Annotated in this window: 21 protein-coding genes and 2 pseudogenes; 16 read left to right on the top strand and 7 right to left on the bottom strand. The window is 41.0% G+C overall.

All coding sequences use genetic code 11. From position 1 onward, the window contains the following. Positions 1-448: 448 nt before the first annotated feature. Positions 449-1,249, bottom strand: coding sequence for a thiamine diphosphokinase (locus ACTQ53_RS14680; protein WP_441933805.1), 801 nt, complete (start codon positions 1,247-1,249; stop codon positions 449-451). Between ACTQ53_RS14680 and ACTQ53_RS14685 the strand changes: the two genes are divergently transcribed. Together ACTQ53_RS14685 and ACTQ53_RS14690 are read left to right on the top strand one after the other, a co-directional pair. Then, positions 1,224-2,030, top strand: a complete 807-nt coding sequence (locus ACTQ53_RS14685; RefSeq protein ID WP_441933807.1) for a four helix bundle suffix domain-containing protein — start codon at positions 1,224-1,226, stop codon at positions 2,028-2,030. The genes ACTQ53_RS14680 and ACTQ53_RS14685 overlap by 26 nt on opposite strands. Positions 2,031-2,241: 211 nt before the next feature. After that, the gene (locus tag ACTQ53_RS14690) at positions 2,242-3,378 is read left to right on the top strand and encodes an IS630 family transposase (RefSeq protein ID WP_441933809.1); all 1,137 of its coding nucleotides are present in this window, start codon (positions 2,242-2,244) and stop codon (positions 3,376-3,378) included. A 228-nt stretch (positions 3,379-3,606) separates the two neighbouring features. Here ACTQ53_RS14690 and ACTQ53_RS14695 read toward each other — a convergent pair. Continuing rightward, a pseudogene (locus ACTQ53_RS14695) lies at positions 3,607-3,978 on the bottom strand (helix-turn-helix domain-containing protein); the annotation flags it as partial. Positions 3,979-3,996: 18 nt separating this feature from the next. Here ACTQ53_RS14695 and ACTQ53_RS14700 point away from each other — a divergent pair. From ACTQ53_RS14700 to ACTQ53_RS14710, 3 genes and pseudogenes are all read left to right on the top strand, one after another. After that, positions 3,997-4,221, top strand: coding sequence for an Abi family protein (locus ACTQ53_RS14700; RefSeq protein WP_295342867.1), 225 nt, complete (start codon positions 3,997-3,999; stop codon positions 4,219-4,221). A 123-nt stretch (positions 4,222-4,344) separates the two neighbouring features. Beyond that, positions 4,345-4,857, top strand: a pseudogene (locus ACTQ53_RS14705) (leucine-rich repeat domain-containing protein); the annotation flags it as partial. Positions 4,858-4,869: 12 nt separating this feature from the next. Beyond that, complete coding sequence (locus tag ACTQ53_RS14710; protein ID WP_441933850.1) at positions 4,870-5,340, top strand: leucine-rich repeat domain-containing protein; 471 nt, start codon at positions 4,870-4,872, stop codon at positions 5,338-5,340. A 229-nt stretch (positions 5,341-5,569) separates the two neighbouring features. Here ACTQ53_RS14710 and ACTQ53_RS14715 read toward each other — a convergent pair whose 3' ends face one another. The 4 genes from ACTQ53_RS14715 to ACTQ53_RS14730 all read right to left on the bottom strand — a co-directional run bounded on the left by ACTQ53_RS14715 (position 5,570) and on the right by ACTQ53_RS14730 (position 9,141). After that, positions 5,570-6,019, bottom strand: coding sequence for a hypothetical protein (locus ACTQ53_RS14715; protein ID WP_441933811.1), 450 nt, complete (start codon positions 6,017-6,019; stop codon positions 5,570-5,572). 20 nt (positions 6,020-6,039) lie between these two features. Further along, positions 6,040-6,909 carry a hypothetical protein gene (locus ACTQ53_RS14720; protein WP_441933813.1) on the bottom strand — a complete coding sequence of 290 codons (870 nt, stop codon included), beginning with the start codon at positions 6,907-6,909 and terminating at the stop codon, positions 6,040-6,042. A 106-nt stretch (positions 6,910-7,015) separates the two neighbouring features. After that, positions 7,016-8,449, bottom strand: coding sequence for a relaxase/mobilization nuclease domain-containing protein (locus ACTQ53_RS14725; protein WP_441933815.1), 1,434 nt, complete (start codon positions 8,447-8,449; stop codon positions 7,016-7,018). Further along, positions 8,446-9,141 carry a plasmid mobilization protein gene (locus ACTQ53_RS14730; protein ID WP_441933817.1) on the bottom strand — a complete coding sequence of 232 codons (696 nt, stop codon included), beginning with the start codon at positions 9,139-9,141 and terminating at the stop codon, positions 8,446-8,448. The genes ACTQ53_RS14725 and ACTQ53_RS14730 overlap by 4 nt, the downstream gene beginning before the upstream one ends. Before the next feature lie 507 nt (positions 9,142-9,648). Between ACTQ53_RS14730 and ACTQ53_RS14735 the strand changes: the two genes are divergently transcribed. The 11 genes from ACTQ53_RS14735 to ACTQ53_RS14785 all read left to right on the top strand — a co-directional run bounded on the left by ACTQ53_RS14735 (position 9,649) and on the right by ACTQ53_RS14785 (position 20,696). After that, on the top strand, positions 9,649-10,302 hold the full coding sequence (locus ACTQ53_RS14735) for a recombinase family protein (protein WP_441933819.1): 654 nt from the start codon (positions 9,649-9,651) through the stop codon (positions 10,300-10,302). 1,468 nt (positions 10,303-11,770) lie between these two features. Next, positions 11,771-13,264 carry a hypothetical protein gene (locus ACTQ53_RS14740; RefSeq protein WP_441933821.1) on the top strand — a complete coding sequence of 498 codons (1,494 nt, stop codon included), beginning with the start codon at positions 11,771-11,773 and terminating at the stop codon, positions 13,262-13,264. Positions 13,265-13,505: 241 nt separating this feature from the next. Further along, positions 13,506-14,135, top strand: coding sequence for a ParA family protein (locus tag ACTQ53_RS14745; RefSeq protein WP_334668821.1), 630 nt, complete (start codon positions 13,506-13,508; stop codon positions 14,133-14,135). An 86-nt stretch (positions 14,136-14,221) separates the two neighbouring features. Then, the gene (locus tag ACTQ53_RS14750) at positions 14,222-14,599 is read left to right on the top strand and encodes a hypothetical protein (protein ID WP_118313053.1); all 378 of its coding nucleotides are present in this window, start codon (positions 14,222-14,224) and stop codon (positions 14,597-14,599) included. 53 nt (positions 14,600-14,652) lie between these two features. Further along, positions 14,653-15,063, top strand: coding sequence for a DUF2493 domain-containing protein (locus ACTQ53_RS14755; protein ID WP_441933824.1), 411 nt, complete (start codon positions 14,653-14,655; stop codon positions 15,061-15,063). A gap of 260 nt (positions 15,064-15,323) precedes the next feature. Next, positions 15,324-15,677, top strand: coding sequence for a hypothetical protein (locus tag ACTQ53_RS14760; protein WP_441933826.1), 354 nt, complete (start codon positions 15,324-15,326; stop codon positions 15,675-15,677). 91 nt (positions 15,678-15,768) lie between these two features. Next, a complete protein-coding gene (locus tag ACTQ53_RS14765) occupies positions 15,769-15,927 on the top strand; it encodes a type I restriction-modification system subunit M N-terminal domain-containing protein (RefSeq protein ID WP_441933828.1) in 159 nt (52 codons plus the stop codon). Between the two features lie 92 nt (positions 15,928-16,019). Further along, positions 16,020-17,009 carry a competence protein CoiA family protein gene (locus tag ACTQ53_RS14770; protein ID WP_441933830.1) on the top strand — a complete coding sequence of 330 codons (990 nt, stop codon included), beginning with the start codon at positions 16,020-16,022 and terminating at the stop codon, positions 17,007-17,009. Positions 17,010-17,478: 469 nt separating this feature from the next. Next, the gene (locus tag ACTQ53_RS14775) at positions 17,479-18,072 is read left to right on the top strand and encodes a recombinase family protein (protein ID WP_441933832.1); all 594 of its coding nucleotides are present in this window, start codon (positions 17,479-17,481) and stop codon (positions 18,070-18,072) included. A gap of 36 nt (positions 18,073-18,108) precedes the next feature. Next, the gene (locus tag ACTQ53_RS14780; RefSeq protein WP_441933834.1) at positions 18,109-19,176 is read left to right on the top strand and encodes a Fic family protein; all 1,068 of its coding nucleotides are present in this window, start codon (positions 18,109-18,111) and stop codon (positions 19,174-19,176) included. A 425-nt stretch (positions 19,177-19,601) separates the two neighbouring features. Next, positions 19,602-20,696: a winged helix DNA-binding protein gene (locus ACTQ53_RS14785; RefSeq protein WP_441933836.1), complete on the top strand. Its 1,095-nt coding sequence runs from the start codon at positions 19,602-19,604 to the stop codon at positions 20,694-20,696. 790 nt (positions 20,697-21,486) lie between these two features. Here the strand turns inward: ACTQ53_RS14785 and ACTQ53_RS14790 are convergent. After that, the gene (locus ACTQ53_RS14790; RefSeq protein WP_441933838.1) at positions 21,487-22,623 is read right to left on the bottom strand and encodes a TonB-dependent receptor; all 1,137 of its coding nucleotides are present in this window, start codon (positions 22,621-22,623) and stop codon (positions 21,487-21,489) included. Positions 22,624-22,938 lie beyond the last annotated feature (315 nt).

The following is a 22,938-nucleotide window of genomic DNA, read 5'->3' on the forward strand; positions in this document are numbered from 1 at the left end:
GATAAGCATTTATCTCCACATGGCAAAATCACGATTTACATCCCTTAACGCAGACTTTTGACTTACGGGGAATGCAAAAACGCATCTCCTGGCAGATAATCTGTTGAAGGGCGATAATAGACAAAGGAGACATGTTGGAGGCATCATCGGAAAAGAACTCGTTAAATGAACTGTTTTAAACAGCCTACGTCCTCATCGACTCAATCATTAAAAAGTTTGTAATGATGAAGAAAATCAGCAAAATCAAGTTTATGCTTTATTAACGAGAAGTTTTCTATAGGGGTGCTGAGTAGTTACTAATTAAACACAAAATACATTATAAGTAAAAAAACGCATAAAAACTAACACTTTGACCTGCATTATGCAATTAAAACCAGCCGTTTTACTTTCACACACTATTTTCTGCTTTTATTACATACCGTTTTGTGTCAATATGTCAAAAAATAGGCTACAATTTGTAAGCAGCATACACTATGTAGTTTCCGTCGCCACGCAACGTGACGCTCTCGCCAAGCGCCTCGTTGAGCGTACCCTGCCAAAGTGCGGAGAAGGCGTAGGGCTGCCAGCGCAGTCCGTCTCCATCGATCTGCGTGCATGAGAGATTGAAGATGCTTATCTGCTGTCCGGCGAAGGTTCTTATTGCGGTTTCGCCAGCAGCTGGGATGAACACACCGTAGTCGGTGAGCATCAGGGCGTCTACATGCAGCTCGCGGCGGTAGAAGTCGAGCAGCGAGATGTTGCCCAGCGTGTGGTCCTCGCGCTTGCCCGTTGCTCCGACGTAGGCAATGCGGCGGCAACCGCGCTCCGTACAGAACCGCGTAGCCTTCGTGAGGTCGTTGTAGTCCTGCTCCTCCACCTTATATATAATGTCTGCATGCGCCGCACGAAACTCCGCCGACATCGAGTCGCAGTCGCCCACTATAGCCGTCGGCTTGTAGCCACGGCATACGAGTTCCTCGCCTGCCGAATCGCATGCTACAAGCATCCGTGCACGCTCCATCACGGCAAGCGGAACGTGGTGCGTAGGGAAGTCGCCGCCGGCTACTATCACGGCGTCGAAGGCATCGGGATGCAGCGACGCAAAACTTTTGGAAATGTGTGGTTGGTTGCACATAGTTATTATGTTTTTAACTGACAGTAGTTGTTCGTCAACTGTATACTTTGTTTTTGAGCTGGCAAAAGTACGCAATAAAAAGCACTTTTTATTGCTTTTTTCTTTATATTTGCAGCACCAAATCAAACTATTCATCTATTATTCTATTATGGCTGAAGATCCGAACACTCTACACGTACTGAATCAGCAGCGCAACTGGGACACGCTCTACTTCTACCAGAAGTCGGATGTGGTGTATCAGCTGGCGTTCGCTTTCTGCGACCGCTTCATTCATTTATACAAAGACCGAACGCGCGACCAGGTGATTCAGGCGGCACGCTCCTGCAAGCAGAACATCGTCGAGGGCTTGGCTGACGGTGTGGCATCAACGGAGATGCAGCTGAAGCTGCTCAACGTGGCACGCGCCTCGCTGAAGGAGTTGCGCGAAGACTTCGAGGACTATATCAAGTCGCGCCACCTGCAGTTCTACGTTGCCGGCGACCAGCGCTACAACGATATGCTCGACTACTGCCGCCACCACAACCGCCTGCCCGACTACGCTCCGTTCTTCCAGCAGTGGAGCGACGAACAAATGTGTAACTACGCCATCACGCTCTGCCATTTCATCGACAAGATGATGATGTCGTTTCTGAAGAAACTTGAGCAGGAGCTCATCACCGAGGGTGGCATCAGGGAGCGCATGCACCGCGCCCGCACCGCCTACCGACAGCAGCAGGACGCACGCCTGAAGCAGCTGGAGGAGGAGCTGCCACGCCTGAAGCAGGCTCTTGCCGAAGCGCAGGCGGAGGCTGCGAAATGGAAGGCTGCCTTCGAGGATATAAAGCAAAGAGCGCTGAAGGCGTATTATAGGCAGGAGGCAGAGATAAAGAGGCTGAAGGAAAAGCTAGACAGCCTGGAAGGAAGCAAGGAACTTTAGAGAGACAAGGAGAGCCGGGAGAGCTAGGTTTCCTAGTAGTCTGTAAAGTCTAAAAAGTGACAAAACAAGTTACTTAACCAGCAATCAAACTGGACGTTTATCTACGGAAGGTGAATGTTGTCTAACGCGCTAAATATCAGAGTGTTAAATTTGTCTATATCAATTATTTTTCGTACATTTATAGTTGAAAACCAAAGGGTTACACTCAACTATGTCAAGACAGAAAATCATCATAACACTCTCCCTGAAAGATCAAAAGTTTCTGGAACAATTACTTTCCAAGGGTACAGCCCCAGCTCGAACGATACGGCGCGCACAAATTCTACTCAATAGCAACAGAAAAGGCAAGAAACAATATACAGCAGAAGAGTTGGCAGACCTGTTGAGCACAAAAAAGCAGACTGTCAGCCGGGTTTTGAAAGAATATGAAGTAAGTGGTATAGAATGCATATATCGCAAGAAACGTAAGACGCCTCCGGTGGAGAGCAAGATTACAGGCGAAGTGGAAGCACACGTGATAGCCATGGCTTGTCACAATCCTCCTGAAGGATATTGCAGATGGACACTACGCCTGTTGTCAGAAAGGATGGTACAGATGAATTACATAGACAAGATAAGCCATACAACAGTGGGAAAGATATTGAAAGAGAATAGTCTCAAGCCACACCTTGTTGAGGAATGGTGTATACCAAAGGAACAAAGCGCTGATTTTGCCGCTTGCATGGAGGACGTGCTGGAAGTATATAGCCGTCCGTATGACGAACGATTTCCTGTTGTCTGCATGGACGAAAAGCCTCTACAATTGCTGGCAGATGCGCGCCAAGGACGTCGTAAGAAGAATGGTGCTCTCATCCAAGATAGTGAATACGTCCGCAATGGTACTTGTAGTATATTCCTTTTTACAGAGCCTCTTGCAGGATTTCGACATGCTAAAGCATTAGAGCATAGGACAAAGACCGACTGGGCCAAACAGATGAAATGGCTTGCTGACGAAGTTTATCCTAATGCTGAAAAGATTATCATGGTGTGTGACAATCTCAACACGCATGACAAAAGTTCTTTCTATGAGACATTTCCGCCAGCAGAAGCACTAAGACTCGCCAAAAGATTCGAATTCCATTATACACCCAAGCATGGAAGTTGGCTCGACATAGCAGAGATTGAGTTGTCTGCGTTATCTAAACAATGCCTCGGGAAACGGAGAATTGATAATTTGGAAGACTTGAACTCTGAACTCGAGAAATGGCACACTGATAGGAATGCTATGCAGAAAGGGGTGGACTGGCAATTCACAACAGACGATGCCAGAATCAAACTCAAACATTTGTATCCTATTGTCACTTTTTAGACTTTACAGACTACTAGGATTTTTTTAATTATCATGATTTCTATTTCTTGATTGTTCTATAATAATATTTTCCACTTTATTATCTGTCATATTTATATTCATTTTCAAAATCACAATTTGTGACCATAAACGTATTGTTGTTATATTGCGTACAAAGGTAGTGCTTTTAGCCTTTAAGCCACTATTGCACAACCCCCTTTCTTTGAAAAGAACGTAAAATCAAAAGTTTTATTGCGGTGATTGTACTTTTAGTAATCGCTTCACTCGTTGTACGGTACTTACCCCTTTACCACACAACTTCGCCACATCACGAATTGAATATCCCTTGCGGAGCAAACTAATAACTTCCCTATATTCGGCTTTCATCTGTTCTGCCGTTTTTACAGAGCCTACCTTGCGTCCGAGTTTTCCACCTTTCTCTATATACCGCTTCCTTCCTGACTGCAATCGGAATGAGATATTATCACGTTCCAATTGCGCACAGGTCGAAAGCGTGGCTATCATTATCGGGGCAAAGAGGGACGGATGTCCTTCATCGTCCAATAATATAAGCTGTTCCTTTTGTATGTAGAGGTTGATGTCACAGTCAATGAGTTGGTGACAATGGGCAATGTGAACATGGTTTACCGTAATCTGAAAGCAGACAAGATACGCAAGCGCATATCGCATTACTTTGTCTTGCAACCAATCGTCTTAGAATCTTGGATAACGTCTTTGACACTGTTGCGAAATGCCTGTTGCCACCATTCAAGAGTGTGGGACAAAGTAAGCTCCATCATGCCTGTCTCTTCAAGAAGAATTGCTCATTCTACTAATCGCCCAACATCATACACTTTGGGGTAATATCGGTGTAATCGAAAGTTAAATACGTTAAATTATTACCTTTTCGTATCTAAACAGAATCCACACAGTCACTTTTCTACCGTTTAGAGTGTAAAATACTGATAATCAACTAATAACACATTCTATGATTGCACTTCTTTGACTAACGTAGCCATCCCTGATAGCGTAACTAGTATTGGGATTGGGGCATTTATACAATGTAAATCTTTGAGTAGCGTTGTTATTCCTGCGAGTGTAACTAGTATTGGGTGTGATACTTTTGCCTGTTCATCTTTAAGCAGTATTGTTATCCCCGATAGTGTTACTAGTATTGGGGAGAGGGCTTTTGAATGTTGCGATTCTTTGCGTAATCTCGTTATCCCTGATAGCGTAACTAGTATTGGAGAAGGTGCATTTGTGTTTTGCGAATCTTTGACCAGTATTGCTATCCCTGATAGCGTAACTAGTATTGGAGAAGGTGCATTTGAAGGTTGCAAGTCTTTGAATAGCGTTGTCATTCCTTATAGTCTTGTTGGTCGTCTTATGGGCAGTGCCTTTAAAGGTTGCGATTCTTTACGTAATCTCGTTCTTCATTCTAGTGGTTCGGTCATTGTGGGCAGGGAATTTTGGGGTTGCGATTTTTTACGTAGTATCGGTCTTCAAGTTAATATTGTTCTTCCTGACAGTGTTACGAGTATTGGAGATTATGCATTTAGGGGTTGCCGTTCTTTGACAGGCATAGTTATTCCTGACAGTGTTACGAGTATTGGAGATTATGCATTTGAGGGTTGCGATTCTTTGAAGAGTCTCGTTATTCCTGACAGTGTAACTAGCATTGGAGGTGGGGCATTTATGGGCTGTTCTTCTTTGAGTAGCGTTGTCATTCCTGATAGTGTTACTAGCATTGGACACAGTACATTTTGGGGATGCACTTCTTTGACTAACGTAGCCATCCCTGATGGTGTTACCAGCATTGGGAAAAGGGCATTTTATGAGTGCACTTCTTTGAGTAGCGTTGTTATTCCTGATAGTGTTACTAGCATTGGAATCGGTGCGTTTCTGGGTTGCAATTTCCCAAACGATCTTAAACAGGAATTAATCTCCCGATTCGGAGAAAAAATATTTTGGGTAATTTTTTAGATTATTCCTTGATTATTACGACGAAAAAGAGATACAGGCAAAATCGATGCCATCATAAATAGGAAGTCCTTCCCCTAAGACATCCTTCTTTGCCTTCTCCTTTTTCATATATAAAATAAGAGGTGGAGAGTGTTCTCCACCTCTACTCTCTTGTTTGGCGATTTACAGATGTACACACGACATAGAATTAGTTCTGTGAACGCCTGCGTTTACTTGGCTGCGAAGATACTCATTTCTGATGAAGATCCCAAGCCATTTCTTCATATTTCTCCAAAGTTTCCCTCATTTGCAATTCCAGTTTTTCCAACTCCGGAATAAAATTCTCTTCCAACAACGTCCACGTTCTGTTACGTACATACTGTAGAGTTCTGTGAAGTTGATTAACTTGCTTGGACAGTATTTTGTTTTTCTTCTTCAAATCTGTCATTTGCTTCTGAAGAACTTTCTCATCGAATGTTGGTTTCTTTTTCAGAGCCTTTTCCGCCTCCTCTTCCTTTTTAATTTCATTTTTCAAATCAACTTTCGCATCATGCAGTTGAACTCCCTGCTTTTCCAGGGCAGCAGACAGTTCTTCCACTTCCTTGCGAAGCTCCATGTTCTCTTCAACCTTGCGGTCGTAGTCCTTAACGATGAACATCATCTGATGCTCAAAAGGTATATCATCATTTATTCTTTCCATAACTTTATCAATCCTCTCTTTCAATCATCATTACCAGGAATACGTCTCCACAGCCATTTTGCACCCTTCCAGGCGAACTTTAATGCATACCAAATAAGATTAGCCCCCAAGGCAGAAGCAATCAAGAATCCAACCCAGGCTGGAGCCCTCTCCGGGGTTATGAATCTAGACATTCCGAGAACAGCAGCCGAAAGAAACAGTAAATAGCCAGTAATCATATAATAAAACTGACCTTCTGTCAAGAACTTGCCTTTTACCTTCTCTTCGATCTTCTTAAGTTCCTCCTTTCTAACCTTTATCTCTTGATCATATTTGGCGAGATCAGCACTAAAACTTTCTTTAAAAGCGTTCAACTTTTCATCAACACCGCTCATTGCGAATCTAACGCTATCACTGATAGCGACATGCGCTTTTTCTGAGCACTTTTTTATACCTTCACAAAAAGCAGCTTCGGCTGTAGCTTCCAGTCTCCATTTTGTTGTTTCGTAAGATCTTTCTGAGACACTTAACTCAACATTAGTTAGCTGTCCCTTGATAGCTTCTGTTATTGTCTTCAATTCATAACCAATCTTGCGGACAGAAGGTACAGTACTAAGAAGATCTTCTGTTATTCTTTGAGTGCTAACAGATTCACTCTTCAAGTTAGAATTAGCAACTTCAAGCTTTTCCTGAAGCTTTTCGACCTGTGAAATAATGCTCTCTATCTGAGAAAGCTTATCGATGCTTTCTTGAAATCTCGTTTCTTCAAAACTACGTTTTGGAGTCTCATTACTGCGCATTTGATATGCAGGTTCTGCTGCAACCTTCGATTCTGTAACAGAATCAAAAGCATCTCCCCAATCGTCTGCTGATTCGAAGTTCTTGTCTTCTATATTTCCGTTTATATTCATAATTTACATTTTATAATTTACATAATTAATACTATACTTTCTTCTTCAAGAGCATTCATGTTCAAACACTTGTACCTCTGTCTTCAAAACATGAATGCACTTACTCTTATCTTCCAAGCCCTCTGCCTCTTTTTCTTAAATGACTAGTACACTTATTCATTGCGTTCTTTACCGCCATTTCTGCCATTTTCTCGAAGTCGCTTTTGGTCATACCATCCCAGCGAAGATCATTGTCGTTGGAACCTCCTCCACCACCTCCAGGAGCAGTTTGCGTATTAGCAGCAGTACAGAACTCGAAGACAGCAACCGCCACCATAGTAGCCCTAGAAGGAAGGTTTTCGTCTCTATCCCAATATTCAAGCCTGTTGAGCGGCTTCACCAGCTCATCGATAAAGCTAAATGCAGCATCAGGAATGCGCACATTCTGTGTACCTTCATCATCCCAGTTCTCCTTACATCGATAAGTAGAACATTTCCATTGAGGCACACGCACAGCCTTTGCAGCCAGAACGCTTGCTGTATGAGCACTTACTGTATGAATACTTGAAGTCTGAGTTTTCTGCTTTCCAGGAGTATTTAACATGCAATTTTCTTGCGTGTTATTTTTGCTCTTAGAAATTCCTTCTGTAGGTTTAGAAAGACTATTGTCCTTCTCCCTCCTCTTCTCCAGCTCAAGAAGAAAATGCAGCTTCTTCCAGGTTCTCGGAAGCTTAGATACCATCAAATCACGGCTGAAACCGATTTTTGAGGATTGATACATAACAACACTAGACTCTCCACCACCTTTCTTATATAGCTGCTCACCGATTGAATAACCTCTGCAGATACCCTTTGAATCATACTTTGCCTCTATGATCCAACCTTTCAGCCTCATAAGTTTAAAGTATTCTTCTAGATCAAACACCTTCATGTTGCGAAGGATGCTGATAGCATCGTTATGAATAGCAGTCTTTCTTCTACCCTGCTTATCCTCTGCCTTAGTCCATCCTCTTTCAATAGAAAGCGTGTTCGCTGCCATCATGCCACGTTCACGGATTCTATTTGCATCTTGCAGTTCATCATTCATTGTGATACGGTTCACGATAAGATGAATATGCCAGTTGTCTGTATCACGATGTATTGCGGCCACCCACTGCGAGTGCGCAAGATCTGTATGCTTACCTACGACCTTCCCTTTTTTGTTTTTGAAGTTCGTTGAGTCCAGAACCCGGATGGCATCATCAAGCATCTTTTTCCAGTCTGCCGGACTCCAGCCCTGGCACTCTTCTTTTGCCGGGCAGATTTCGACACGAAAGAAACCATCTTTTATGCGATGCTTTGATTTCGCCTGATGAAGCTTCATCGATAGCCACACATCGTTAGCGTCAGGTTCTTCTGCTATGAGGTTTTCCGTGCTGATGCCACGTGCCGCTAAAATGAAAGGTTGCTCACCGGGCTTAAGAGGTTTTTCTCCACCACGCTCTTTTTTCTCTTTATTCATAGCATAGTTGATGGCGTTTCCGGCATGAGCACTACCTATTGTTGTTATCTTTATAATCATGTTTTTTGCAGTTTAACGAACTTATGCAGGAAGGTAACGACTTGTTTAATTTCGCATCTGTAGTCTTGTAAAGACTCTCCTGTTGCCAGGTATTCAAGTCGATCCCTTTTCGACATTTCTTGAAAGATACCATTCTTTAAGAATGCTGCATAATGACTTAGATGAGAACTTAATTGTCTAATATTAGTCATAAGTTCTATTTCACTATCAGTAAAAGCAGCTACTACTTTTCCATCTTCACAAACCTTCCTGCAATATTCAGTAACAGACATATTGCACTTCTTTGCAGAAGCAGAAAGCTGCTCATAAGTACTTGACCTTACTCGCATATCGATGCGCTTAGAGGCCGTTTCCTTTCTTCTCACTATCAAGCCACCAGAAGCTTTTGTCAACAAGTCAAGTCTGTACTTACCTCTCTTGTTCAACTGAAACTTCTTATAGTCCTCTTCCGAGATTTCATAGCTATGTCTCAGCATACAAGTAGCTCCGCTCTTTGCTATATTAGCATGTAGATAGAACTTGTCAGGACCACCGGAAACCGTCATATCGAAGACTTGAATTGCCTCGAAAGAATACTTCTTAGAGACGCTTCTATCCCTGTTGATGCGCTTATAATAGAAGCCCCGGTCTGGCTCCAAGGCATTAAGCAACGCCTTTCCATTGCACTTATATCTTGTTTCTTTTTCTTCCATAATTGTTTGTCTTTTGTATGATAAATGCGAGCTTGCGAGCATCAAGTATTTTCACTTAGCCATTTCTGCGAAGCAAGAAAAATGGCGGGTGAAAGTTATACTTGCAATATAAGTACATTATACCGCTCTAGTAAAACTCACAACAAAGATAGTAAAATACTCTGTATCAGCAAAGAAAGCTCTCAAAATAAAGCAAACATTTAAGCATCATTAAAGATAGCGAGCTTCGTTTTAAGACTTGTTGTTACTTCTTCGTTCGAACTCGTCTGAAAGACAGGAAGAGACAGATAGAAAGAAACTGGAAGAGTGAAGGGAAAACAGGAAGAGCTTGAAAAACTTGAAATGCCAAAATGACACTTCAAGTTGAAGCGGAAACAGAAGATCTCGTCTTTTTGAGAAAAATAACACAAGAAAATTGGCAATACAAAAAAATCTTTGTACCTTTGTATTTTCTTGGTACAAAACAATACAAAGAAATCCTTTGGATTAATTTATAATAAAACGATTATGGTAGCAGTAATATACGCAAGAGTGTCAACATCAACTGGTAAGCAGGACACAGACCGACAAGTTAAAGAACTGACAGAATTTGCAAAGGAATATAACATAGAAATTGCAAAGGTCTTTCAGGACTATCAGTCTGGAGCAACCCCAAACTCAGAAAGACGATTCTTGCAGGAATGTTTGAGATACTGCACAGTTGTAAATAAAAACGTAAACTGTGTTTTAATGTCGGAAGTGTCAAGATTGGGACGTGATGTCTGGGAAATGACCGAGTTGGCCAAGTTCTTTCATGACCACCACTTGAACGTTTACTTCTTGCGAGAAAGCCTAAGTATGTTTAACAAAGATGGCAGCGAGAATACTCTTTTCACGATGCTCTTTGCTATGTTCAGCAAGTTTGCTGAGAACGAAAGAACAGTCATCAAGGAACGCCTCAAATCCGGTTATAATAACTACCGAGCAAAGGGAGGCAAGGTTGGCAGGAAGAAAGGAAGCACCAAAACAACAGAGCAGCTGGAGCAAGAATACAAGCAAGTAATCAAAGAACTCAAAGCAGGTTTGAGCATCGTCAAAGTCGCAAAGCTTTGTGACGTGGCACCAGGAACAGTTGCAAAAGTGAAGAAGATCTTCAAGATAAACCTTCAGCAGAAAGACTAGTAACGCTAGTTCCCGGTCTCTTCTCTATCGCCAATAGGTACAACCAAACCTATATGTCCGTTTTGACTATAATAGTAGAGTACTATCTCTCAAAAAGCATAAAAGTAAAAAGATTTGACACGTACAAAAACTGTCTGCTTCTTGCACGTTATCAGAAAGTCAGCGCACACTCATCAACGAACAAGCAAGCTATAGCTATCCAGAAGCAAGAATGAGGATCAGGGGGGCTTGTCCCCCCGCCCCTACAAGTCAAAAATCATCGATTTCTCTGAAAAAACATCAAAAATCACCATCACCCCCATGTTGTTGTTGATTGTTTCTTTGTTTATTTATTGTATATATTATTATAGCAGTGTGCTAAATAAAAGGTAATTTTAGGCAAAAAGGGGGCTAATAGAGTTCCATATTTCTTTCTTCATAATGGAAACACTTTGTATATAAGATACTTATTAGCTTTTTATTAATCTAATCTTCTTCTAACTTTCTTCTACTTAACTTCTATTTTTTATCTGATATTCTTCAAGGAAATGTGCAGTTCACTGCGCTAAGGATAGTTCACGACAGTTTTTAAACCTGACGGGATGAAAAACAGAATAAAGTAGAAATATTATACGCCAAAAACGTATGGAATATTTATATGTAAATTCTTCCTACTTTTTCGCCACTTTTACACCTAGCAGAGTATATAAATATCTTATTCTTAAAAACATATATGAATAGTTGAAAATCTACTTTTTATCTGCTTTTCCATCTGTTTTTTATAGCTATATTATCGTATAGCTATATTACTATATTTACGTATTGTGAGTAATATTTATAGCAATATTCACGGAAATATGATAAGCAAATGTTAAAAAACAGCAGTTTTTTCGCTTTTAACTTGTTTGATTCAGAAAAAAAGCGTATCTTTGCAGCGCAAATCCGAAAGGTTTAAGCACTGTCCTCTGACGCACTGATATTACAGTGCTTAAGAGAATTTTATTTATTTTAAGCACTGTAATGGGTTATCTGTGAAGATAGCTCATTATTTTTTTCCCCCCTTCCTCACTCATAGGTTTTGCAAATGTTAATTTCAAAGGTATATCGAATTTATGCTTTTGCCTTTCAAATGTTTTTGTACCTTTGCAAAATTATAAATACAGGAGAATGCAAAGATCTGTATGAAAACGAAAAGGAATCTGAATTTTAACAAAATCAGACACAATAATCAGCCAAAAGCTCTTTAAAGTGTTAAATTTGAAAATTTATTCTTTTTTTTGTTGGTATTTGAAAAAAAATAGTTACCTTTGCCTCCGCTTAAAATAAATATAATATAAAATAGATATGACAGAGTTTAAACTGGTGAATGTGCGAAGTATAGTACCACATCACCGCAAAGAAGCAAGTAAGGTGATAGACAATATCATAAGCAGTACAGCTATGTTGTATTGCTCTACTATCATTTTGGCTGTACTGGGAGGGTTTGCTTATGTTCATTAATATAATCGAAGGTGCAGACGAGTGTCGTTGCTTTAGTAATACTGCAGCAATGAATACATATCTCATGCTCTATGCAAAAAGCATAAAGAATGAGACGTATCGAGGTGTGTTGTTGTCTGCTGGTCAGACTGTTGCATCTAAACAGTATATTGCAAAAGTATTCAAGTGTTCAATAGACAAAGCTAAAGGGTACCTGAAAACGCTCCTGAGAAATGGTTTGATTCAGCTTGAATACAATGATAAGATCAAGCAGAACATCGTCACTATCCCAGCTGTAAATCCGTCTCCTGGAACAAATTATGTCCAGATGCAAATCCCGGAAGGAGTTAAAATAGAACGTATATATAAGAATAGATGTAAGTTTCTAACTAATATATATATGTATCTAACGCTTCATGCGTCTCATAAAGATGAAATCTCCCTGTTGGCAAACACGAATGCACATCGTGGCGAACTTATCGGTACGCTAGGAGAAATAGCGGCATTTTGTGGTTGTTGCATAGAGACTGTGCGCAATGTTTTGAACAAGTTGAAGGAATTGAAGTTGGTTGTCTTTGATGCTTTCCAGAGCGTTGCTACAAGAGTGAAGTTGCTGTTCTATCCTGCTTTGAAAGAAGCAGCGAAGAAAGTTACAAAAGCTATTGAAACATTCGTAAGAAAAGACACAAAGAATGATAATGTCACAAATTCAAAAAACGTGGCAGCACCTTCTGTGTCTAATAATAACAGTATTTCTACGAATAAAGATATAGTAGAAACACCTGTAACAGAAGATGTTAAGTATCTCTTGTTCACAAAGAAAAACAACAAAAATATATCAAGATTGAACAATATTATCACTGAAGTTGATCTTGCAGTCAAAGAAATGAAGTTTCCGCTAGAACAGTTGAGAACTGCGCTAGAGACTCTTTATGAAAAGAACAAGAAAAACAACAAAAATGGTGAGATCAATGCTTCTATGATTATTACATTTCTTCGTGAATATAAAAATGAAATGTTGCAAGCTGATTATGCTGCAAGAGAAAAAGCCGAAAAGGAGCATAAGTTCTTGAAAGAAAAAGCTACAAAGGAGAAGGACTTGAAGACGCTTGATGATAGCTGGCAGCTTGTTAAAGATGCAGCCGTTGAAGTCAAGAAGCAAGGGCAGCTCACCTCTTTTTCGGAAGCAGAAATATCAACTATGTATTATCTCTTAAATAACATAGGTGTTGCTCGACATACTTTATTAGAGCGAGGTCAGATTCTTGCTTTTGCTAAGGATGATCTCATAGAACAGGATCGTAAATCACGTAAGCAGGGATGGAGCGAAGATACTATTGCGCAAGCAATTCTTCTCGAACGTCTGCTTGCTAAAAGCGAGATAACGGAAGCTGAAATAGAAGACTCTCATTTGAAAGATAAAAAGCTCAAAACAGAAAGTCTAAATAGGTTTATTGCCGACTATAAGGCAAGTAGCTGGGCAAATTCTGTAGCACAAAAGTAAATCTATCTCTTGGTAATATGATACGTTAAATCAATAATAAGAATCATATTCATAGGCTGATAATCAATAAGTTATATGCTATTGAAATATAGCATACTAAATATACTTGCGAAATATTTGTTAACTTTACTAAGTTAGCAAAGTTATCTAAAAGTATAAACTTAGTTAAATTTACAAAGCTTTCTTTGCGGTATGCAAGATTCTTTGTATATTTGCAGCATAATAACAAAACAAGTAATATATGGCAAAGATCATTGTATTTTCAAATCTGAAGGGTGGTGTAGGCAAGAGTACTTTGTGTTGTCACTTTGCCCACTTCCTCGTAGCAAAGAACCAGAAAGTTGCTGTGCTAGATGCAGACCTTTCCCACAACATCTATAACTTGCGCCAACGAGAACTGGCCAAAGTTAAAGATGCAGTTAAGCCTTGGGAGGTTTGGACTCTAGATGCAGCTGCGAGTACTGATGCCGTCATAGAACGAGCAAAAACGCTTCCAGGCTATGTCTTGATAGACTGTCCGGGAACACTGAACGACCCTGCCCTACTGAAGGTTTTTCAGGCTGCTGATGCAGCTGTTATTCCTTTTAGGTACGACGATTTTATGATCGATTCTACATTCACCTTCACAAAAGTATTGATGAAGGAAGCACCACAGGCGAAGAAAATCTATGTGCCAAACATCATCAAGATGGGTGTTAGGTATGCACTCCAGGACTCTGCAACGGAAATGTTCAGCAAAGCTGGCGTAGTTACATTCCGTGTAAAGGATGGCGTTGCGATTCAGCGATTATCTACGCTTTATGCACAAGATCAATACCAGGAAGCAGCAACGGCAGGTGCGTTTAATACTATATATGAGGTAGTTAGATAAATGTATTACAAATGTTGCTAACTTAGCAAACTTAGTAAAGTTAACAAAGTTAATAAAGTTAGCACACTTAATAAATTTAATAAGATATGAACAAGAAGAAAACAACAACACAAGATATGAGCGAGTTTGGAAGTATCGAAGGATTTGGTGACCTCATGGGAACTACACCAGATTCTTCTAATCGTGGCATCGGGGAGTTGCATGGTGAGAAGAAAACCGAAAAGGCACCTTCGAAGAGAGCTGTAAAAGGTGCAGCTGCAGGTTGCAAGGTTGGATATACACGACATACCTATATGCTGCCTAAAACGATGATAGAGCAAATTAAAGCTGTATCGCAGTTTTTTGGAATAACAGAGTCTTCTTCTGCTGAGCAGTTGATACAAAAGGGGCTTGAAGCAATCGAGGCCGTGCATGGTAAAAAAGCCGTAACACTCCAAAAATCAAAGAGTTTGTTTGAAAAATAGCAAATATTACTAACTTAGGTAACTTTGTAAGGTTAACAAACTTAGTAAATAATATGAGTCAAGCAGAAGTAGATGCAGCTAACAGGCTGATAATAGATTCAATCTCAAAGTACAAAGTCATCGTTGCAGGATGCCGAGATTTCGCAGATTACGAACTGCTGAAGGAGAAGTGTGACTTCTATCTCCAGAATAAGAAGCCGGAAAATATCGTGTTCGTCTCCGGTCATGCCTCTGGTGCCGATGCCTTGGGCGAGAGATATGCCGAAGAGCGAGGCTTGCAGCTGGAGACATACCCGGCAGACTGGAAAGCCCATGGAAGAGCAGCAGGACCGATTAGCAACGCTCAGATGGCAGATGTTGCCGATGCTCTCATTGCCTTCTGGGATGGCAAAAGCCGAGGAACAAAGAACATGATAGATACGGCTACAAAGCGAGGCTTAAAAGTGGCTGTAGTTAGATATTAACAATATAGCAAATGAAACTAAGATTAGCAAGAAAGATATTATCTAGAAACAACTCCAATAAAGCAAATTATTGGAATGGCTACACACATAGCTCTATGGAAAGTTTTATCTTCTTTTCAAAAAATGAACGTGTTCGGAAAGCCTTAAGAACAGCTTGTAAGTTTTCAACTCCACCAGCCCCACTTTCAAGGCCATCACAACAACTAAACGAGGTTTGAAAGAGGCTGTGGTTAGATATTAACATTTAAAGTAAAACGACAATGAAACAGAATCAAAACAAGATAGATTGTACTCCATCCAAGCAAGAGGAAGGAGTAGCAAAGTGCTTAATACAGATGTGCAAGGACTCCAATGCTGGTATTACTTCCTTTAGTATGAGCTACGAAGATGGCTACGAAGTAACGATTTCTGCTCGCAAGAAGGGAACGAGGATATATAACGAGTTCTCTCTAGAAGAGTTCGAGGCTATCAAGGCTATGGCAGAAGAGAAGCTTGCACAGACCGAGGACAAACAGAAGCTCCAGGACATCATCGATGTTTGCGAAAGCAATATTGAAGATATCAAGGAAAAGGCGCAGGAGCAAGAGAACCTTAAAGAAGAGGAGGAAGAATAACAGAATTAGTAACCTTAGTTATATTAGTTAAGTTAAATAAATTAGTAAAATTAGCAAACTTAACTAAGTTTGTAATATTAGTAAATGAAATATGAGTACACGGGAATTACAACAGCGTACCGCTGTCAATATACAGGAAAAGGCTAACCTTATCTGGGCGATTGCCGACAAGCTTGTTGGCACGTACAAGCCACATGAATACGGTCAGGTTATCCTGCCTCTTTGCGTTATCCATCAAGGGATTTGGTAATGCAATGCACCATTCTAACGGCAACAGACATCCTTATCTGTGAATATTCGATTCATAAGTAAATAGATTATATAACAAAAACGAAAATAAGTATGGCATTAGACTTCGTTTTCTCATGGGCTCAGGATAGGACAGGCAGGATGGTATATATAGACGATGTACCTAATGGCTTGGCCTGTAACTGCATTTGCCCTAACTGCAAGGAGCAACTGCTTGCAAGGCATGGAATGGAAAGGGCACACCATTTCGCCCACCATAGTGAGACCCGAAAGGCGACCTTGGAGATTTGCTATATGGTCATCATGTACAAGTTGGCCGAACAAATCGTTTCGGAGAGAAAACGCATTCATGTTCCTTCGTATTATGGGATATTCAAGGAGACAGACCTTGAATTTGTTGACGTGAAGATAGATGGCCGGTATGAGCGCAAAGACAAGCAGCCAGACATCATCGCAACAACCAAGGAGGGCAAGCAATATCTCATAGAGCTCATTTTCAAGTACAAGGTGCAGCATAACAAGGCCATTGACTACAATAACCTGTCTTGCTTAGAAATAGACCTGTCCGACCAAAAACTGGAAACTCTCTCCGATTTCTTGCTAAACTCCAAAGAAAACAGAAAATGGGTGAACAACGAGAACTATTTTGGGGAGATCGAGGAAAGATATACCAGGGCAGGCAAGAACATTCGAGTAGTGGACTACAATGAGTGCAAAAAGTGTCCTGTCTTCAAAAACTGTTGTGGTGTTAGGGCGAAATATTCTGAGACACCTATACTCATCGAGAACAGTGGAAGACAATTCCGTATATGCAAGCCGGATGTCTTAGTACAAAGGAAAGAAGAACACCAGCGACTTCTCGAAGCAGCAAAAGAGCGCAGGCTGGAGCGTGAGAGATATGACGAACTGGAGGCGTTCCGTGACCCTTCTGAACGCACTTGTTTTGATTGCAAGTCAAACCTTACGTGGATGAACAAAAAGGGGTTTGCAAACTGTGGTCCATACCAAAGCATGGGGGTACCAAAGAACACTCCACCGCATTTGGCAAGAACCTGCAGAGGTTTCAAGAGAAAAATACAATAGGCATCCGGCCTATGCAACTTGTAAAATCGAATTCATATCAAAATTCGATAATGATAGAGAGGCTGAAGAGTTTGCCGTTCTTAAATGTTTGGAAGAAAACAGAAAAGTATGCCTTTGTATAGTTTGCAGCAATTTTGATGAATATAATGGAGAGTGTCAGAAAAATTGTAAAATTGGAGATATACCATGTAAGGACTTCGTTATGTATAAGTTTATTAGAACAAGCATATCTGGTAAATACAAGGATGCAAAAGTCAAAGTAACATCGCTTACATTAGCAAAAGACGAAGGTACTTTGGAACTCATATAATGCACCCTAATAACATGCAAAGTTTTTGCACGTTATTTAGGTTCGATTAAATTAAAATATAATCGAACTACAAAATAATCTCGAAATAACTGCTAAAATGCTTGGTGGTTATTTCGATTTTTTGTATCTTTGCAATCGAAATTAAATAGAAATATAGATATGGCGAAAATCGGATATGCAAGGGTCTCCACAAAAGACCAGAATTTGGACTTACAATTGGCAGAGTTAGAAAAAGCTGGTTGCGAGAAGGTGTATTCCGAGCACAAAAGCGGCATAAAAGCTCGTTTAGAGCTAGCAGAAGCGATTAAATACCTTCGAAAGGGAGATATACTAGTCGTGTATAAATTCGACCGTCTAGGACGTTCTTTAAACGACTTACTAAACATCATTTCAGAGTTGCACGAAAAAGGAGTATCGATACAATCTCTCAAAGACAATATCGATACGTCATCCACATCTGGCAAATTAATGATGCATATCTTCGCAAGTCTTGCAGAATTTGAACGTGACCTTATCGTTGAGCGCACCCAAGCCGGACGCAAAGCAGCCATGGCAAAGGGCAAGAAAATGGGAAGGCCAAAGCTAAAGCGACATACAAAAGCCAAGGCTACAGTATCCCTTTACAAGAACGGCATGACCATAGATGAAATTCAAAAACAGCTAGGTATTAAATCGAAATCTTCTATTTACAGATTTTTGCGCATTGAAGGCATAGAACCAACAAGAAAGCCACATATCTGCAAGAAGAAGTGAGAGACAAAAACATGGTTAAACAATAAAATTGAACAAATGAACAAAATAGATATATTATATCAAAAATGGCAATCATTGCAACCTCTACCAGAAAGGAAGCAATATCTTTTGAGTCAACGCTTTACGGTTGATTATAACTACAATAGCAATCATATCGAAGGAAATACTTTAACGTATGGCCAAACTGAGTTATTATTATTGTTTGGGAAAGTTAGCGGAGAGGGAGACTTAAAAGATTTTAATGACATGAAAGCAAGTCAAGTTAGCTTGAAAATGATAGAAGAAGAGGCTAAAAACTTGAATATGCCACTTACAGAAACCTTTATACGTCAACTTCACAAAACATTACTTCGTGAGGACTATGAAGTACATAACCAACTACCAGGTGGAATACAAACAAGCTATACTGTTCATGCAGGACGATACAAGACCCGACCAAACAGTGTAAGGACTCGCTACGGAGATTATTTTGAGTACGCATCACCAGAAGAAACTCCTGCTCTAATGTCTGATCTCGTGACTTGGTTTAACAAGGAAGAAGCTTCAGGAGTTCTAACTCCCGTTGAACTAGCGTCGCTATTCCATTACCGCTATATACGAATTCATCCATTTGAGGATGGTAATGGTCGAGTTGCCAGACTAATGGTAAACTACATCCTTGCACGCCATAATTGGCCAATGGTTGTTGTCAGAAACAAAAACAAGAACAAATATATAGATGCCTTACATGAAACAGACGTTGTAGTAGGTCCTACACCTTCTGCAGGAGCACATGCCAAAATCTCACAAATTAAACGTTTTGCTAAATATTTTAATGGACTTGTTGAAAAGGAATTGAAATACTACATAGATTTCGCAACAGAAACATCTGAAAAAGTATGGTGGTATGACGGAAGTAAAATTGTGTTCAGAAGTGAATCCAGTAATAAATTACTTCATGCCATGCAAAAAAATCCATACATAACAACAGAAGAGTTAAGTAAAGAAGCAGATATTGTTGTTACAGCAGTGAAAAAGCAATTGCGAGCCATGATAGAAAAAGGTTACATCCAAAGAAGAGACAACGATAACAGCTGGCACGTCTTCGCAACTTCTTCGATATGATCATCTTGCAGACACAATATATACAACTCGGTAAATTGTTTCTGTTATACAAGTATTTTTTATTAACATCTTTACGAAATCACCTACTTATATCATATTTTCAACCAACCGGGTTTTACTCAAAAAAATATGTATGAAGGTATACTAAGGGCACCTTTATACGTATTTTTTAAGTAAAACACTCTTTTAAACCAGGCTACTGGAAACACGAATATCAGATTATTATATTTTACATATTAAAAGCAAAACTTTTGCTATTTCATTTATAATTTCAAAATACCAGACAATAACTTGCAAGATGTTTGCAAGTTAAATACATCTAACGCCAGAAAAATAATATGCAGATATTTTGCAAATTAAATGTTTTTTAGTATCTTTGCGACAAAATTATAAATCAAATATAAAACATAAAGAAAGGAGTTTGTATGAAAGCTCATGCAGAATTAAAGAACTTATTAAAAGGCAAGAAGATACAAGCATTTGTTAAAGACATGTGCTTGCATGCCTATCCCTGGACAGAACGCATTCCTGTAGAATATTTGGAATATAAGATATTCGAAGAGTTCCGTTTACGTGAATCAACAGGCGAAAAGACACGCATTGGACTCGACAAAAAGCTACAGGTAATTCCTGATGTTATACTATTCATTAAACCAGGTTATCGAGCTCTTAATCAAGGGCATTGTTTTACCATTGCTCTAGAAATAAAAGAGTTTAAAGAAGACCTGAAGCGTGACGAGAAACTATGGAAGTATGTTGGCTGGACAGATTTCTTCTTCATTGCCGTACCTGATGATCTCACTCAATATGCGTTTGAAAAAATAGTCGAGGTGAACAACGAACACCCAGAGATACTATCGAAAATCGGTGTATTAGGCCTCGAAACGGGCGAATTATACTCTCATCCGCAACGCTCAGAAGTTAGTATTGAAAAGCAGAACCTGGTATTACAGAATGCTGTCTATAACTACGCCTTCAAAGATGCAAAGACTATTTTCTTCACTCCCGAAGAACTACCAGCAACGGTAGCTTTAACAGAAAAAAATATGGTTGAGGAAGATGCTAAAAACTCTGCGCAAAATAACCTGCAAGAAAACTGCACGTTAAGAAAAGGTGGCTATAAACAACTTCCTAACGAAGAAAAGGCTGCACGAAAAGCTGCCTTCCTGGCACGTCAGGAGTTTCGTGAGAAACGAGCTGTAGAACTAGCAGAAAAATCTACTGTACTCAATGAGGATATACGTCAACGCCTCATGGCACAACCGCCAAAAGCACAGGAAGTGTTCTGGAAAATACGTGAATCCAAGAACGGCAAGCAACTTCAAGATATCGTATCAGAACTTGACTATTCTCAAAGAACAGCCGCTTACGGACTTGCTAGCCTCACATCTGCCGGACTCGTTAAACGTACCGGAAGTCGCAAGACTGGAGCCTACACTGTTACGGATATAGCAGCATGCAATACCACGTGTGCAACATGCTCTATAGCCCTTCAGTGCAAAGACTACAAGCCTGTATGACCATGTACACTCTCCTTTCAAGAGAGCACATTATTACCTCAACCTATTTTTTGCTAAAATGCACGCTCATAGCGTATAGATATAAGATGTCGTTTTTACTTCTTGCGTTTTTTTCGAAAAGAAAAGCCTACCATATAGCTGCTATATGGTAGGTTGGAGATAAAGAAAAGGGATCCAAATACTCATTTTTCGTGTAAAAAGAATATCATCGCGCGCGTAAAGAGGAAAAGAATATTATTTATCAAGAGTTATACGCAAAAAACGAAAGTTTGTCAAAAGAATCAAAAAACGAGCTTTTCTGAAAAGAAAATAAGCCATGAAAAGTTTGGCTAATACAGCATTTTTTCGTATCTTTGCAAACGTGACGCGAAAGCATCAATATGTACAACAGCGTTAAGGCGTAACTGTAAAAGTCGACACTCATGAACTTCGCAAACTCATCCGCTCGATAATCTTACAGGGATGCCCCACAGGGTGGATTGTACCTCTTTCACGACCGAGAAACCTTGGCCGTGAAAGATTTCGTATATATACACACAACTGGGGGTGGACCAACTGAAGATTCTGGCGGAATGGCAATGCGAAGGCCTATGAGTGCAGATGATTCGGTTTGGTTCCACCCCTTTCCGCTAACCTTACAATTCACAGAATAGTAAATGAAACGTTGTCAGGAGCCAGGCACAGACTTTAAAAATATGAAGAAACTTTTCTTTTCTATCGCTGCATTGGCACTCGCAGCTTCTTCAAATGCACAACAGGTAACGGCTCCAGAGCCAGAGTTCATTGGTAGCTATTGTATGCTCACTAGTGATTCTACATACGTCGTTCTTCCAAAGGAAAACGGCAAGGTAGAAAAACACCAGAACAAGTTTTCTAAGTTCTCAAAGATAGCAGGTGCTGTGAGTGACCTCGGTTTTGCAGGTGGCATGGTAGGACTAAGCACAGGTAGCATGGCAGGACTGGAGACCGGTGTAAGAGTGATGGGTACAGCTGCCCACGGCTTAATCTCCGCCTGTGCCGACGCCAGGAAACGTCGTGTAGCCTCAAACTGATTGTTGTACTTCGCACTGTAGAACGTAGACGCACCGAAGTCCTGCGACGAGAAGCCGCCCTGCCACTGCAGGTCTACGTAGCGCGACTCCCAACGGCCCATGTAGTAGGCACGACGGCGGCGGAAGTCGCTGTTCTCTGTGCCTCCGTCGCTCTGCGTGTAGCCTCCGCTCAGTTTCTGGCGCACCGCACCCGTAGCAAGGTTCACGCTCGCGTCGCCGCCGAACGTGCCGAACGAACCGCCCTCGGCAGCCACCGACACATTGCTCTCGGCATCCTGGCGCGTAACGATGTTGATGGCGCCGCTGAACGCCGACGAACCGAACACACGTGCCGAAGCACCCTCGAGAACCTCGATGCGCTCAATGTCGGAAAGCGAAACTGGAAAATCGGCAGCGTTGTGACCCGTCTGTGCACTCGAAATATTCATGCCATTCAATAGAATGGTAATCTGGTCGAACGTGCCGCCGTTGATGGAGATGTCCGTCTGTACACCAAAGCCCCCGCGCTGACGGACATCCACGCCCGGGACTAACTTCAAAATGTCGTTGACACTCGCTGCCTCCGCACGCTGAATGTCGTCGCGCGAAATGACAGCCACAATCTTTGCCGACTGCAATGCAGTGAGCGGAGCACGCGAACCCGTTACGAGCACCTCGTCGAGCTTCACCTCCTCGCGGCTCAGCGAGTCGAGAGCCAGAGCCGACGCTACCGGCTTGGTGCTGATGCCCTCTGCCTTGGCGTTGGTGAGCGTAGCCACACTGAGCGTGCAGATGAGCACCTCGCGACCCAAGCAGCTGAAAAGAGCATAGCTGCGGTGCGTGAAGTGCTTGAAATGCAAGGCTTCAGGGCGTGCGTTGAAATTGTTTTTGAACATAAAAAATATAAATTGTTAATGATGATAGGGGTGTTTTGAGCGTGCAAAATTAGTACAAAACGCGCAAACCGCAAAAACAAACGCCATGTTTTTGCTCCAGACACGCAATTTGATAGGCTGCGTCAAGAGCATTATACGGCTGCATCAAAAGTGTTTTATGGCTTCATCAAAAGTGTTATACTGCTGGCAGATGATTGGTTCGGGCTGGCAGATAGGCTGGTAGATATCGCGTCCAGCGGTTTATCTTCCAGCCCTTATTGCGCTTATCCTGTGTGCGTTACGGCGAAACTGGAAGATATGGCAGATTTTTTCACG

The organism is Prevotella sp. Sow4_E9_plate (assembly GCF_052116205.1).
Classification (GTDB): domain Bacteria; phylum Bacteroidota; class Bacteroidia; order Bacteroidales; family Bacteroidaceae; genus Prevotella.

Excerpts from the sequence above, each read along its gene's own strand:
- ACTQ53_RS14680 (WP_441933805.1), bottom strand. The coding sequence starts at position 1,249 with ATGAATAGTTTGATTTGGTGCTGCAAATATAAAGAAAAAAGCAATAAA.
- ACTQ53_RS14690 (WP_441933809.1), top strand. The coding sequence starts at position 2,242 with ATGTCAAGACAGAAAATCATCATAACACTCTCCCTGAAAGATCAAAAG.
- ACTQ53_RS14700 (WP_295342867.1), top strand. The coding sequence starts at position 3,997 with ATGGTTTACCGTAATCTGAAAGCAGACAAGATACGCAAGCGCATATCG.
- ACTQ53_RS14715 (WP_441933811.1), bottom strand. The coding sequence starts at position 6,019 with ATGGAAAGAATAAATGATGATATACCTTTTGAGCATCAGATGATGTTC.
- ACTQ53_RS14720 (WP_441933813.1), bottom strand. The coding sequence starts at position 6,909 with ATGAATATAAACGGAAATATAGAAGACAAGAACTTCGAATCAGCAGAC.
- ACTQ53_RS14725 (WP_441933815.1), bottom strand. The coding sequence starts at position 8,449 with ATGATTATAAAGATAACAACAATAGGTAGTGCTCATGCCGGAAACGCC.
- ACTQ53_RS14730 (WP_441933817.1), bottom strand. The coding sequence starts at position 9,141 with ATGGAAGAAAAAGAAACAAGATATAAGTGCAATGGAAAGGCGTTGCTT.
- ACTQ53_RS14735 (WP_441933819.1), top strand. The coding sequence starts at position 9,649 with ATGGTAGCAGTAATATACGCAAGAGTGTCAACATCAACTGGTAAGCAG.
- ACTQ53_RS14740 (WP_441933821.1), top strand. The coding sequence starts at position 11,771 with ATGTTCATTAATATAATCGAAGGTGCAGACGAGTGTCGTTGCTTTAGT.
- ACTQ53_RS14745 (WP_334668821.1), top strand. The coding sequence starts at position 13,506 with ATGGCAAAGATCATTGTATTTTCAAATCTGAAGGGTGGTGTAGGCAAG.
- ACTQ53_RS14750 (WP_118313053.1), top strand. The coding sequence starts at position 14,222 with ATGAACAAGAAGAAAACAACAACACAAGATATGAGCGAGTTTGGAAGT.
- ACTQ53_RS14755 (WP_441933824.1), top strand. The coding sequence starts at position 14,653 with ATGAGTCAAGCAGAAGTAGATGCAGCTAACAGGCTGATAATAGATTCA.
- ACTQ53_RS14760 (WP_441933826.1), top strand. The coding sequence starts at position 15,324 with ATGAAACAGAATCAAAACAAGATAGATTGTACTCCATCCAAGCAAGAG.
- ACTQ53_RS14765 (WP_441933828.1), top strand. The coding sequence starts at position 15,769 with ATGAGTACACGGGAATTACAACAGCGTACCGCTGTCAATATACAGGAA.
- ACTQ53_RS14770 (WP_441933830.1), top strand. The coding sequence starts at position 16,020 with ATGGCATTAGACTTCGTTTTCTCATGGGCTCAGGATAGGACAGGCAGG.
- ACTQ53_RS14775 (WP_441933832.1), top strand. The coding sequence starts at position 17,479 with ATGGCGAAAATCGGATATGCAAGGGTCTCCACAAAAGACCAGAATTTG.
- ACTQ53_RS14780 (WP_441933834.1), top strand. The coding sequence starts at position 18,109 with ATGAACAAAATAGATATATTATATCAAAAATGGCAATCATTGCAACCT.
- ACTQ53_RS14785 (WP_441933836.1), top strand. The coding sequence starts at position 19,602 with ATGAAAGCTCATGCAGAATTAAAGAACTTATTAAAAGGCAAGAAGATA.
- ACTQ53_RS14790 (WP_441933838.1), bottom strand. The coding sequence starts at position 22,623 with ATGTTCAAAAACAATTTCAACGCACGCCCTGAAGCCTTGCATTTCAAG.